This window comes from Thiocapsa sp., assembly GCF_018399035.1.
In the GTDB taxonomy this organism is placed as follows: Bacteria; Pseudomonadota; Gammaproteobacteria; order Chromatiales; family Chromatiaceae; genus Thiocapsa.
On sequence record NZ_CP073760.1, the window covers coordinates 1617357 to 1630374 of the forward strand.

Annotated in this window: 10 protein-coding genes; 5 read left to right on the forward strand and 5 right to left on the reverse strand. The window is 64.8% G+C overall.

What is annotated here, in order from left to right:
* Positions 1-56 precede the first annotated feature (56 nt).
* Positions 57-848: a DUF2272 domain-containing protein gene (locus KFB96_RS07510; protein WP_213462669.1), complete on the forward strand. Its 792-nt coding sequence runs from the start codon at positions 57-59 to the stop codon at positions 846-848.
* A 151-nt stretch (positions 849-999) separates the two neighbouring features.
* Positions 1000-1575 carry a hypothetical protein gene (locus KFB96_RS07515; RefSeq protein WP_213462667.1) on the forward strand — a complete coding sequence of 192 codons (576 nt, stop codon included), beginning with the start codon at positions 1000-1002 and terminating at the stop codon, positions 1573-1575.
* A gap of 261 nt (positions 1576-1836) precedes the next feature.
* Here the strand turns inward: KFB96_RS07515 and KFB96_RS07520 are convergent, their stop codons facing one another.
* The 3 genes from KFB96_RS07520 to KFB96_RS07530 form a co-directional block, all read right to left on the reverse strand.
* The gene (locus tag KFB96_RS07520; RefSeq protein ID WP_213465950.1) at positions 1837-3051 is read right to left on the reverse strand and encodes a hypothetical protein; all 1215 of its coding nucleotides are present in this window, start codon (positions 3049-3051) and stop codon (positions 1837-1839) included.
* 10 nt (positions 3052-3061) lie between these two features.
* Complete coding sequence (locus KFB96_RS07525; protein WP_213462664.1) at positions 3062-3382, reverse strand: cupin domain-containing protein; 321 nt, start codon at positions 3380-3382, stop codon at positions 3062-3064.
* A 355-nt stretch (positions 3383-3737) separates the two neighbouring features.
* Positions 3738-7607, reverse strand: a complete 3870-nt coding sequence (locus KFB96_RS07530) for a DUF3683 domain-containing protein (protein ID WP_213462910.1) — start codon at positions 7605-7607, stop codon at positions 3738-3740.
* Between the two features lie 438 nt (positions 7608-8045).
* Here KFB96_RS07530 and KFB96_RS07535 point away from each other — a divergent pair, with 438 nt between their 5' ends.
* From KFB96_RS07535 to KFB96_RS07545, 3 genes are all read left to right on the forward strand, one after another.
* Complete coding sequence (locus KFB96_RS07535; protein WP_213462662.1) at positions 8046-9020, forward strand: TIGR01212 family radical SAM protein; 975 nt, start codon at positions 8046-8048, stop codon at positions 9018-9020.
* Positions 9021-9039: 19 nt separating this feature from the next.
* Positions 9040-10035: a peptidase U32 family protein gene (locus KFB96_RS07540; protein WP_213462660.1), complete on the forward strand. Its 996-nt coding sequence runs from the start codon at positions 9040-9042 to the stop codon at positions 10033-10035.
* A gap of 151 nt (positions 10036-10186) precedes the next feature.
* Complete coding sequence (locus tag KFB96_RS07545; protein WP_213462908.1) at positions 10187-11116, forward strand: U32 family peptidase; 930 nt, start codon at positions 10187-10189, stop codon at positions 11114-11116.
* Positions 11117-11393: 277 nt separating this feature from the next.
* Here the strand turns inward: KFB96_RS07545 and KFB96_RS07550 are convergent, their stop codons facing one another.
* Positions 11394-11858, reverse strand: coding sequence for an SCP2 sterol-binding domain-containing protein (locus KFB96_RS07550; protein ID WP_213462658.1), 465 nt, complete (start codon positions 11856-11858; stop codon positions 11394-11396).
* A 96-nt stretch (positions 11859-11954) separates the two neighbouring features.
* Positions 11955-12785: a lytic transglycosylase domain-containing protein gene (locus tag KFB96_RS07555; RefSeq protein WP_213462656.1), complete on the reverse strand. Its 831-nt coding sequence runs from the start codon at positions 12783-12785 to the stop codon at positions 11955-11957.
* Positions 12786-13018 lie beyond the last annotated feature (233 nt).

The window sequence follows — 13018 nt, forward strand, 5'->3', positions numbered from 1 at the left end:
TCCGATCATCTGCACCCGACGCCGACACCCGGCTGCGCCAAAACGGAGTTCGTCCCATGCCGAGTTGTCCCGCCGTGCCGTGCCGAGCCGAGCAGGCCTTCCTCCGCATAGCCTGTGTCGCGATCTGCCTGACGCTGGTCGCCTGCGGAGCCCCGGGCCCGCGGCCCGGCGAGGCGCCCGGGACCTGGGCCGGACGCCCCATCGGCCAGGCGCCCGCACCCAACCCCGGGCTCAAACAGGCGATGATCCAACGCGCAACCCGCGAGTGGGAGCACTTCGATCGGCAGGTCGTGGTCTTCAAGGGCACCGAGGAGAGCATTCCCCACGTCGGCGCGTGGGAGGACGACTATACCCATTTCAGCCGGGTCAACCTCTATTGGCGCGCGGTCAACAAGCCGACACTCGATGGACTGGACTGCCGGCAACCCTGGTCCGCCGCCTTCATCAGCTGGGTGATGCAGAGCGCCGGTGTGCCGACGAGCCAGTTCCGCCCGGCGATTGCCCACTGGGTCTATCTCTCCACCATGGTCGAGGATGCAAGCTATCCGGGTCGTTACTTCGTCCCCCGACGGATTCAGGACTACAGTCCCCGGCCGGGCGACCTGGTCTGCGCACCGCGAGGCCGCACGCCGGTGCGTCCGGTCGACGGCTACATCAGCGCCGGGATGCTTCAGGGCGCTCAGACCCACTGCGATCTGGTGGTCGGCAAAAGCGGCCAAACACTGGATGTCATCGGCGGGAATGTCCGCAATTCGGTCTCCAAAAGCATCCTCGAGCTGGACGACCGCGGTCGGCTCAAGCCCGTCCCGCGCCGGCCCTGGTTCTTGGTGATGGAGAATCGGCTCTGAGGTCGCGCGGCGGGACGCTCAGCCGCAGGTTGAGCAAAGCGCAGCGTGCCCAACCCGCGCCGGCACCACAGGGAGCCGATGGGCACACTGCGCTTGCCCTACCTGTTCATAGTGTTTTGAATCGTTCCTTATCAGGTCAGCGGAGGTGACCATGCACAACACCGAAAGACAGCCCTGGACAACACGCCTCGGTGCAGTTTGGGCAATCCTGCTGCTCTGCGCCGTCCACGTACACGCCGACGAGCCCTGGACCGCACCCCTGCAACGCGGCGGCCAGGTCGAGATCGATCCCCGCACCAACCGCCCGATACTCGATCAGGACGGTCGCCGCACCCAACTCTGGGACGGCGTGCACCGACTCGAAGACGGCTCGGTCATCCGCATCGAGGGCGGCCGGGTCGTCCCGACCACCGACATGCTGGCGCCAAGCGGCACGCCGAGCGAGTCGGCGACATCCGATGCAGACGCGACCGAAGCCGCCGAAGGCACGACCGCGCAACCCACCGGAGACCGCCTCACCGGCGCGTCCCCCTGCGAGCAACTGGTGCTCCAAGTGTGCGGCGCAGCCCGCACCTGCTGGCGCGAACCCGCCTGCGAGGCCGCGCGCCAACTGCGGGAGATGGAGCATGAGGAATGGCTCAAAGGCGCCGACCCAAGCCTCCTCACGGAGAGCGGAAAACAATGCGAGGAGGCCATAAACAACCCCTTCTTCGCGCCCTGCCCATAACCACACCCACCCAACCCCACCAAACGTAGGATGGGTAGAGCGAAGCGAAACCCATCCTCCCCGCTCCAACCTCTCGGTTCCCGATCCGACAGAGCGAAGCGAAACCCATCCTCCCCGCTCCAACCTCTCGGTTCCCGAACCGGCAGAGCGAAGCGAAACCCACCCTCCCCGCTCCAACCTCTCGGTTCCCGATCCGACAGAGCGCAGCGAAACCCATCCTCCCCGCCGAGACGTCCCTCGGAGAAGCGACGCCTTCGCGCCTCACCTGCAACGTCGAGACACCAAAAACTGCCGCAATAGATCCGAATGAATCTCGCCCAACGCCCGACGCCGGTCGACCGTGTCGTCGCCGGTCACCAACCCATGCAGGAGCCGATAGGCCGTGTCGCGATCGTCGGAAGACGTCTCGCTCGGCGGGATCACCGCAAAGGCGCCGGGATCCTGCAGCAGAAGCCACGCCGGGAAATCCTCGGTCGCCAACTCCTCGTCGAGGTCGAGATCGCCGAACGCCTCCCAAAGGTCGGCCAGGCGCCGATCCGGAAACGCCGGGTCGCGCAAAGCGCGCTCGGCCGCCGACGGATACTCGCGACAGAGCCACAACCAGTCTCGGCGCGCACCGAACGGATCACGGCAGCGCCAGAATGCCTCGGCATGGACGAGGACCAGCACCGGGTGATCACGCCAGTCGGTCTCGGTCTCGATCGACTCCCGCGCGCGCTCCCATCGCCCTGCCCGGGTCCAGGCGATCGACGCGTGGAATTCACCCGAACCCGGGGCGAAGGGACGGCCGGCCAGCCGCTCTGCAAGCGCCGCCCACAGGGTCCCGAGGAAATCGCGCGCTCGATGGCCCAACAGCTGTCCGGCCAAGGGGCCGACCTCTTCGAGCTCTCGCCATCGCTCCTCGACACGCCCGTCGCGCGCGCTTACATCGGCATCATCGATGGTTTGGATCAGCCGTAGAAAGCCGCCGAGTCGCGGATGCCGTGGCTCGCGATGCATCAATCGGGCGACCTGATCGCGCGCGTGATCCGTGCGGTGCTCGACCAGGGCCGTGCGGACCTCCTCTTCGAGCAGCAGCGCGGTGCTGTCCTGGAACAGGTCCAGCTGACAACGCTCCGGGGGCGGCGCATAGGCGAGCGCACAGACGCGGGTCAGCCCCGCATGCTGACCGATGCACAGCGGGCGCTCCCGGTCGCCCCAAGCCGTGTGCTCAAGCGCAACGGCAACGAGCTTTTGTCCGCGGGCATAGACGCCTGCCTCGTCAAGAAAGCCCGCAACCGTCTCCGGTCCGGCACGGAGGGCACCCTGCAGCTCCGACCGACGCGAGGTTCGCCAGGCGACATAGTCCTCGTAGCCGAGCAGCTCGGCCGCAAGCAGAAGCTCGAACGGGTCGAGCCGCCCCTGCTCGAGCAGCAGGCGATCGACGAGCGGTCGCAGTTCTTGATCCGGCGGGATCGCGTCGTATGCCGAGTCCATCAGGTCGCCTTCAGCCTTCGGTCGGGTCGATGTGGATCGCCAACCAAAGGCAACGCGGCTCGGTCGAGGTCTTGAGGACGCGATGCGGGGTCCCCGCCGGGATGAACCGATAGTCGCCGGACCGCAATGTCAGCGTCTCTCCGTCGATCCAAAGCTCAGCCTCGCCCTGCAGCAGACAGACCCATTCGTCTTGAATTTGATCGTAGAGGACTGACTCGGGTCGATCGCTGCTCAGGATGCGCTCGATCCGAACGTTGGAGCAGCGCAACAGCTCTTCGAACGCCTCGCCCCGGTCGATCCGGGGAAGGTCCAGAAAAAGATTGCACGACATCCCGGTCAGCCCTCGCCAAGGAAAGATTCAAAACAACCCACAAACGTAGGATGGGTAGAGCGCAGCGAAACCCATCCTCCCCGCTCCAATCCCGCGGTCCTCGTTCCCGTCTGGGTAGAGCGCAGCGAAACCCATCCAGCCCGCGCCAAGGGCATCGAACCGAAACTCCGCAACGCAGCGGTTTGGAGGATGGGTTTCGCTGCGCTCTACCCGTCCTACGCGTTGATCAAGGCTTTCGCCTTGTCGCTGAATTGTCTCTTAAGACATCCTGAACCGCGTCCCACCGAGTCCGAGTTTAGCCTCGACGCCCGTCAAAAGCCGCAGCCATCAAGGGAGCACCGGACGCGGTTCAGCCTTACAACAAGACCCGCTCGATCCCCCCGTTCTGGACCCGATCCAAGAAGCGCTGCTGCCAGCCCTCGCCCAGCATGCGGTCGGCCATCTCGACCACGATATAGTCGGTCTTCAGCCCCGTGTCGTCGGTGTACTTGGCCAGCCCCTGCTGGCAGGCCGGACAGGAGGTCAAGAGCTTGACCTCGCCGGCCCGGACGACGTCCTGCCCGGTGAGCGCCTGGATCCCCGCGGTCAACTCCTCCTGCTTGCGAAAGCGTACCTGGTTGGCGATGTCCGGCCGCGAGGTTCCGAGCGTGCCCGCCTCGCCGCAGCAGCGATCCGAAAGCATGACCGGTTGACCGATCAGACTCGCCGCCACCTTGAGCGGCGCATGGGTCTTCATGGGCGAGTGACAGGGGTCGTGATAGAGATACTGGACCCCTTCGACACCCTCCAGACTCACGCCCTTCTCCATTAACCACTCGTGGATATCGAGCAGTCGGCAGCCGGGGAAGATGCGCTCGAACTCGTATTTGAGCAGCTGATCCATACAGGTCCCGCAGGACACGACGACCGTGCGGATATCCATGTAATTGAGTGTATTGGCGACACGATGGAAGAGCACGCGGTTCTCCATCGTGATCTGGCGTCCACGGTCTTCAAGCCCGGCCGAGCGCTGCGGATAGCCGCAGCAGAGATAGCCGGGCGGCAGCACGGTCTGGGCGCCTTGCTCGTAGAGCATCGCGAGTGTGGCCAGCCCGACATCCGAGAAGAGCCGCTCCGAGCCGCAGCCCGGGAAGTAGAAGACCGCCTCGGCGTCCTCGGCCGCCACCTGCGGATCGCGCAGGATCGGCACCTGGGTCTTGTCCTCGAGCCCTAGAATCTGGCGGAAGGTCCGCTTGGGCAGCTCGACCCGGATCGGGCGACTGACCAGATCCACCACCTGGCTCGCGAGCGCCGGTCGATGGCTGGTCGCGCCCGGCTTGGCGGTCCGCTGCGCGATCAGCCCCAGCGCCTTGGCGACGCGATGGCCGAGGTTCATCCCCGCAAACCCCCACTGGGCTAGGCCTTTGCGAAGCAGTCGCACGGCACGCGGGTCCGTGACATTCAGGAACTGCATCGCCGCCCAGGAGCCGGCGTTGAATCGCTTTTTGCCGCGATCGATCAGGATACGCCGCATCCGCATGGTGACATCGCCGAAATCGATGTTCACCGGGCAGGGATTCAGACACTTGTGGCAGACGGTGCAGTGATCCGCCACATCGTTCATCGCCTCGAAGTGACGCAGCGAGAGACCGCGACGGGTCTGCTCCTCGTAGAGGAAGGCTTCGATGATGAGCCCCGTACCCAGGATCTTGTTGCGCGGCGAATAGTTGAGATTCGCCCGCGGCACATGGGTCATGCACTTGGGCTTGCACTTACCGCAGCGCAGACAGTGTTTGACGTCGTCGTTGAGTGCACCGAGCTCGGTCTCCTCGAGGATAATGGCCTCTTGCTGCACCAATCGCAGCGACGGCGTATAGGCACCTTCCAGCCCGGAGCCCGGCATCAGCTTGCCGGGATTGAAGCGCGCGTGCGGGTCCACCCGCTTCTTGTAGGCGACGAAGGCGTCGAGCTTCTCGCGCTCGAGGAACTGCAGCTTGGTGATGCCGATGCCGTGCTCGCCCGAGATGACCCCGCCCAGATCGGTCGCCAGCGCCATGATGCGCGCGACCAGGCGGTCGGCCTCCTGGAGCATGGCGTAGTCCGATGAATGCACCGGGATGTTGGTGTGCACGTTGCCGTCGCCGGCGTGCATGTGCAGGGCGACGAAGAGACGCGAGTCGCGAAATTGGGCGTGGATCTCGGTCAGGCGCTCGCGTACTCGGGCCAGATCCTGGCCCGAGAAGATCTCGTTGAGTCGATCGGCCACCTCGGTGCGCATCGATTGACGCAGGTCGCGGCGGAGCATCATGGACAGCAAGGTATCGCCGTCGCGAATACGGGCCTTCTCGGTGTCGCTCAGTCGATCCAGATGCTCCACGGCGGGCGCGTCCAAACCGCTCAGGAGGGTCTGCCAGCGCTGCCGCGCGGCTTGCACGGCCTCGCGCGCCGCATCGCGTTTGGCGCTCAGGATGGCGACGGCCTCGGCCGAGTCCTGATACTCGCCCTCCCCGCGGGCCCCGGCAAGATCACGGGCAAGATCGCCGGCGAGATACTCGAGCACCGCCCCCATGATGGCGTCCTTGTTGCGGATCGACTGCTCGATATTCATGCGCTCGATGCCGCGGCTGTAGTCGCCGAGCCGGTCGAGCGGGATGACCACGTCCTCGTTGATCTTGAAGGCGTTGGTGTGGCGCGAGATGGCGGCGGTGCGGGCACGATCGAGCCAAAACCGTTTGCGTGCCTCCGGGCTGACCGCGATGAAACCCTCCCCGTCGCGCGCCTTGGCGAGTGTCACGACTTGCGCGGCGGCCGTATCGACCAGCGCCTCGTCGTCGCTCACCAGATCCGCGATCAGCACCATCTTGGGCAGCTCGCGACGCGCCGCCTTGGTGGTGTAATCCACCGCGCGAACATAGCGCTCGTCGAGATGCTCGAGCCCGGCCATCTGCACGCCCGGCAGGGCTTCGAGATAGTCCTTGATCTCGACGATCGCCGGCACGGCCAGATCCAGATCCGTCCCGAAGAACTCCAGACAGACGGTCCGCACATGATCCGGCATCCGATGCAGGACGAAGCGCGCCGAGGTGATGATCCCGTCGCAGCCTTCCTTTTGAACACCGGGCAGACCGGAGAGGAATTTGTCCGTCACGTCCTTGCCGAGACCGACCTTGCGCAGGGCGGAGCCCGGCATTTCAAGGATCTCGGGCTCGCCCTTGGGCGTGACACCGTCGGGCAGGAAGCGTCGGATACGAAACCGCACAAGCGGTTGCTCGTGGATCTTGCCGAGGTTGTGATCCAGTCGCTCGACCTCGAGCCAGTCCGCATCGGGCGTCACCATCCGCCAGGAGGCCAGATTGTCCAACGCCGTGCCCCAAAGGACGGCCTTCTTGCCGCCCGCGTTCATCGCGACATTGCCGCCGATGCAGGAGGCATCCTGCGACGTGGGATCGACCGCGAACGCCAGACCGGACCGGTCGGCCAGATCCGAGACCCGACGCGTGACCACCCCGGCGCCGCAACGCACCGTCGGCACGACGCCCTCGACGCCTGGCAGCGCGATCCGCTCCACACCCGAGAGGTCTTCCAGCTTCTCGGTGTTGATGACGGCCGTCATCGCTTGAAGCGGCACGGCCGAGCCGGTGTAGCCGGTGCCGCCGCCGCGCGGGATCAGCGTCAGACCGGCGTCGATACAGGCCCGCACGATCGGCGCGATCTCCTCCTCGGTGTCGGGGGAAATGACCACGAAGGGCATCTCCACGCGCCAGTCGGTCGCATCCGTCGCATGCGAGACCCGCGCCAGACCGCCGAAGTCCAGGTTGTCCTTGTGCGTGATCCCGGCGAGCGCCTTGCGCAAACGGGTGCGCTGTGCCTTTTCCTGCTCGAACCAGTCCGCAAAGCGTTGAACGGCCGCCCGCGCTGCGGCCAAAAGCTCGCCGGCCTGCTGGTTCTCGTTGAGCCGCAGCTCGAACTGATCCAGCCGATGCGTCAGCGCCTCCAGCAGGAGACCGCGACGCTTCGGGTTGTCGAGCAGGTCGTCCTGCAGATAGGGGTTGCGCGTCACCACCCACATGTCCCCGAGCACCTCGAAGAGCATCCGCGCCGAACGTCCGGTCCGCCGGCTGCCGCGCAGCTCCTCGATCAGGCGCCACAGGGGCTCACCCAAGAAGCGGATCACGATCTCCCGGTCGGAGAAAGAGGTGTAGTTGTAGGGGATCTCGCGGATCCGTTGCTGGACAGCGGCAGTCATATCGAATCTGGTCATCGGCGGTAGTTTCTTGCACTGCACAAAATGGTACAGCAAAGGCCACTCACGATGGCCATGCGGTTGACGAGGCTGCCCGCGGGGTCGAGCTGTTTCAGCGTATCGACGATGCGGTGCGCGAGCCGCACGAGCTCACGCTGGAACCGGCATACGCACCGGCTAGGTTGAGGTTGAGACCTCGTAGTGCACCACGGCAGATGTGTCGAGACCGTTCGTTGTCGTTGTCGTTGTCGTTGTCGTAATCGACCATCGACACGACCACGATTCCGACAACGACAACGACAACGACAACGACAAAATGATCTCGGACGGTCTCGGTATCTCTGCACCTCTCCGTTGGATAAGGAACTTCGGAAAGATCGATTGACCTTCCATTGACTTGGGTCAAACGGTCGTCGCTCGATCCCGGTTAGGTTTGCGCGGATGTCTGCCCCCCCGACCCAGCACCGCACGCTCAGCGCTCGCGTCAACACCTTCGGTCAGTACCTGCTGAGCCGTTATGGTCAGCGGGTGCACAAGCTCGCGCTGAACGCGGGGTTTACCTGCCCCAATCGCGACGGTCAAAAAGGCATCGGCGGCTGCACCTTCTGCAACAACGTCTCCTTCAGCCCCAACGCCAAGGCGCCGGCACCGATCGCGGAGCAGCTCGATGCCGGGCGCGCGGTCATCGCCAAACGCACCGGGGCACGGCGCTTCATGGCCTACTTTCAGGCCTACACCAACACCTACGACCCGATCGAGACGCTGCGCGAGCGCTACGACTCCGCACTCGTCCATCCGGACGTCATCGGACTCTCGGTCGGCACACGCCCGGACTGCGTCCCGGAAGCCGTGTTGGACCTACTTGCCCGCTATCGCGCACGCGGCAAGGAGATCTGGCTTGAGCTGGGCCTTCAGTCGGCAAACGATCGCACGCTCGAACGGGTCAATCGCGGGCACGACTTCGCAGACTTCCGAACCGCCGTCGCGGCCGCTCGCCGTCGCGGGATCCCGGTCTGCGCACACCTGATCGTCGGACTCCCGGGCGAGGGGCGCGACGCGGCCTTGTCGAGCCTGGAGCGCGTGCTCGAGCTCGGTGTGGAGGGATTGAAGATCCATCCGCTGCATGTCGTGCGCCACACCCGCTTGGCGATCGACTGGCGACGCGGCGACTACACACCGCTCGAGCTCGACGACTACGTGAACATCTGCGCCGACATGGTCGAGCGCACGCCGCCCGAGGTGACCTTTCATCGCCTTACCGGGACCGCCTCGCGCGATGTTCTGCTCGCGCCCGCGTGGTGCAACCGCAAATGGGCGGTGCTGAACGCCATCGAAGCGGAGCTTTACCGGCGCGGCGCGCACCAAGGCGATCATGCCGCGCCCGCTTCCCATCCAAAACTTGCAAGCTCAGCCTGACCCTCGGAGACCACCCTGTATGGAGCTCGTCTGTCCTGCCGGCAATCTGCCGTCGCTCAAGGCCGCCGTCGACAACGGCGCCGACGCCGTTTATATCGGGTTTCGCGACGACACCAATGCCCGTCACTTCGCCGGCCTGAACTTCGGTGAAAAACAGATCCGCGAGGGTCTGAAATACGCCCGCGACCGCAAGGTCAAGGTCTTCGTCGCCGTGAACACCTACGCCCAGCCGAGCGGCTGGTCGCGCTGGACCGCCGCGGTCGACCGGGCCGCGGACCTGGCTGTCGATGCCCTGATCCTGGCGGATATGGGCGTGCTCGACTATGCCGCCGAGCGTCATCCGAACCTCACTCTGCATCTCTCGGTGCAGGGCTCGGCGACCAATCCGGCCGCAATCGGCTTCATGCATCGCCATTTCGGGATCCGTCGCGTCGTGGTGCCGCGCGTGCTCTCGCTCGCCCAAGTCGCGAACCTGATCGAGAACGTCGAGGTTCCGGTCGAGATCTTCGGCTTCGGCAGTCTCTGCGTCATGGTTGAAGGCCGCTGCCTGCTGTCTTCCTATGCCAGCGGTCAGTCGCCCAACACCTACGGCGCCTGCTCGCCGGCCGCGCACGTGGAGTGGCGCGACACCCCGCAGGGTCAGGAGACCCGGCTCGGCGGCGTCCTCATCGAGCGACGCGGACACGGCGAGCCGGCCGGTTATCCGACGCTCTGCAAGGGACGCTTCACCGTCGAGGGCGAGATCCGTCATGCCATCGAGGAGCCGACCAGCCTGAACACGCTCGACATCCTGCCGGGCATCCTCGCGGCGGGCGTGAGCGCCATCAAGCTCGAAGGGCGTCAACGCAGCACCCGCTATGTCTCGCAGGTCACCGGGGTGTGGCGCGAGGCGATCGATGCCTGCAAGCGCAATCCGCAGGCGTTTCGCGCGAAAGAGAGCTGGCATCAAACCCTTGCCCAGGTCTCGGAGGGTGCGCAGACGACCATCGGCCCTTATCACCGGCCCTGGCATTAGACCAAGCCTCTCGGCCGCCCTCGGCGTAAGACGGCCGTGTAGGGGCGACTTAAGTCGCCCCTACACAACGTGCAGACATCCGCGCTCGGAATGCCTAATCCCGCAAATCGCCATAATCTTCGATGAGTCTTGATCCGGAACGACGATGACAATGGATTCCATGCAGAGCCAATCGCCACGCCCGCGCCTTTCACTCGGCCCGATCCTCTATCATTGGCCGCGCGAGCAGGTCCTCGACTTTTATGCCGAGATGCTCGAGACCCCGGTCGACGTCATCTATCTCGGCGAGACCATCTGCTCGAAGCGGCGCTTGCTGCGCCCGGAGGATTACTGGGAGCTGGCCGAGCGTGTTGCCGCCGCGGGCAAGCAGGCGGTGATCTCGACACTGGCCCTGATCGAATCCGACGGCGAGCTCAAGACCCTCAAACGTATCTGTGCCGACGAGCGCTTTCTCGTCGAGGCCAACGATCTGGCCGCACTGGAGTTTCTCGAAGGCCGCCCCTTCGTGGCCGGCCACTCGATCAACCTCTACAACCAACGCACCCTATCCTTCCTCGTCGCCCGCGGACTGAAACGCTGGGTCCTGCCGGTGGAGCTCGGCCGCGAGACCGCCGCCGACCTGCTGGCCGCGCGCGCGGACGGCGTGGAATGCGAGTTGTTCGCCTTCGGGCGCCTGCCGCTCGCCTATTCGGCGCGCTGCTTCACCGCCTACAACCGCGATCTGCCCAAGGACGACTGCCGGTTCTGTTGCGCCGACTACCCGGATGGCCTACTGGTCGCGACCCAGGACGGCGAGCCCTTCCTGGCGCTGAACGGCATCCAGACCCAATCGGCCGGCACCCATAATCTGCTGCCGTCGCTTCAGGAGGTCACGCGCATGGGTGTGGATCTGCTGCGCATCAGCCCCCAGTCGCAAAACACCGCGGGCATCATCGATGTCTTCGCCGCCTGTCTGGCCGGCGATATGGATCTCGCGGCCGGCATGTCGAAGCTGCGCGACTGGACCCCATCGGGCCTTTGCGACGGGTATTGGACGGGCCAGGCCGGCATCGCCAACAGCCCGATGGAGCGGCGGCTTTAGACTCGTCGATCCGCTCGGTTTAACTCGGGCCCTAGCGGTACATGGCGCGGAGCGACATGGTCGAGGCGTGACACCGCGGAGCGGATGTCACGCGTTCCTTAGCTCGGAGGTTGTGCCGAGCCGTGCGAGGCACAACCGACCGTCGGCGCAAGTTGTGCTTCCTGTCGTCAGCACAACCTACAGGGAACTCGGCGGTCACGCTCAAAGCCTGGGAAATCCGCGGGCAAGTAGGTTGTGCCGAGCCGTGCGAGGCACAACCAACCGTCGGCGGTCCCGCTCAACGACCCGGAAAGCGCAGCCCCGCCATGCGATCGAGCGCCCGCGTGAGCGGCGCCCAGCGCGCCGGCGGCTCGAAGGCGTCCAAGAAATTCTTCAGATAGAGTCCCAGCTCGGTATCCCCGGACATCCGCAGGCGGCGCTGAAAAAACAGCGTATCCGCATCCTCGCGCCGAGCGGCCAACAGCATAAATTCGCGCAAACCGCCGGCAACGCTGGCGTCAGGCGGCAGATCCTTGCCATATCCACTAATATGCCCGCCGCTCACACCCAGACAGTAGCGAACCCCGACATCGTCGATCTCGATACCGACCCGACGACCGTCCAGGAAATCCAGCTCGCCTTCCGCGAGCGACTCCTTCATGACCTGATTCAACACAGTCGCCAGTGTTTGGCTGTGCAAAACACTCGGGATCAGGCGCAGGGGGAAGGTCAAGGGAAACAACAAACGCTGAGCAGAGGGCATGGTCGTTCTCGCACCAAGATGATCGTGTGGGCAACCGCGGATTATCCGCTTGGCGTCGCCTTCCCCCGAATGATCCAGGTCAATCGTCGCGGACCCTCATCGACCGTCGCCAGAGAATCGCGCCCGATTCTGATTCACAATGCTCTGCCCGGCGGGCATCGATCCAACATCAGACCCCGACTCGGACCGCCGCGACAGTCGCGGCGCCAAGCGCGAGCTCAAACGTGTCACCGGGGCTCGCTCCAGGGTTTCGACTCCAGACGCTTCCGCGACACCCGTGCTCGACCCGCCCTTGCCCTTCTCGCCCGATGACGCCCGCGCCATGGCCGGGGTGACATCGATGCCGACAAGCTGGCGTGCTTGGGCCGTGTAGGGCTGAATCCCCTTCTTCCGCAGGTAAGCGACGATCACGGCATGCGTGTACCGCTGCGTCTCCGGATAGGTGACGAAGCCCCCGCTTCGCTCCAACGCCCCCTCGCCCGCGTTGTAGGCCATGACCGCATGCCCGATGCTCCCATACTTATCGAGTAGACGCTTCAGGTGACGCATCCCGGTGTCGAGATTGGTGCTTGGATCGAACAGCGCATCCACGGAAGCAATGCCGTAATCGACCGCAGTAGCCGGCATCACCTGCATCAGGCCAACCGCCCCGGCATGTGACACGGCATGCGGATCATAGGCTGACTCTGCACGAATCAACGCGTGTACGAGATCGAGATCCAGCCTGTGTTGCTTCGCTGACCGCTCGACCATCGTGGTCAACGCGGCACGCGACGGCGTCGACGCGTCCGGAGGTCTCGGCAAGATCGCCGACCCCGGCTGCTTGGCCGCGTCGATCTCGGGTTCCACGACAACCTCCGGCACCTCCGCAACAGACGCGGAAGGTTCCGCCGGATCCACCACCGCGGCCGCATCAACCGTTTTCACCCAGCCTTCCCCCGCGCCAACGACGTCCGAACCAACAACCAGACCCAAGACAAGGATCATTCCGAACCGAGCAAATCGACCTGAAATCATAGCTCCCGCCCCCAGAAAACCCTGACTTGTCATACGCATTGCGATCTTCCCGCGCCCAATCATCTGACCTCTTCCATTATACGATGATTTCCGATGCATCAGCCCCAGCTTTCCGATGTATTAAACATCGAAAACGTTCCTTT

Excerpts from the sequence above, each read along its gene's own strand:
- KFB96_RS07525 (WP_213462664.1), bottom strand. The coding sequence starts at position 3,382 with ATGTCGTGCAATCTTTTTCTGGACCTTCCCCGGATCGACCGGGGCGAG.
- KFB96_RS07530 (WP_213462910.1), bottom strand. The coding sequence starts at position 7,607 with ATGACTGCCGCTGTCCAGCAACGGATCCGCGAGATCCCCTACAACTAC.
- KFB96_RS07550 (WP_213462658.1), bottom strand. The coding sequence starts at position 11,858 with ATGCCCTCTGCTCAGCGTTTGTTGTTTCCCTTGACCTTCCCCCTGCGC.
- KFB96_RS07545 (WP_213462908.1), top strand. The coding sequence starts at position 10,187 with ATGGATTCCATGCAGAGCCAATCGCCACGCCCGCGCCTTTCACTCGGC.
- KFB96_RS07535 (WP_213462662.1), top strand. The coding sequence starts at position 8,046 with ATGTCTGCCCCCCCGACCCAGCACCGCACGCTCAGCGCTCGCGTCAAC.
- KFB96_RS07515 (WP_213462667.1), top strand. The coding sequence starts at position 1,000 with ATGCACAACACCGAAAGACAGCCCTGGACAACACGCCTCGGTGCAGTT.
- KFB96_RS07510 (WP_213462669.1), top strand. The coding sequence starts at position 57 with ATGCCGAGTTGTCCCGCCGTGCCGTGCCGAGCCGAGCAGGCCTTCCTC.
- KFB96_RS07520 (WP_213465950.1), bottom strand. The coding sequence starts at position 3,051 with ATGGACTCGGCATACGACGCGATCCCGCCGGATCAAGAACTGCGACCG.
- KFB96_RS07540 (WP_213462660.1), top strand. The coding sequence starts at position 9,040 with ATGGAGCTCGTCTGTCCTGCCGGCAATCTGCCGTCGCTCAAGGCCGCC.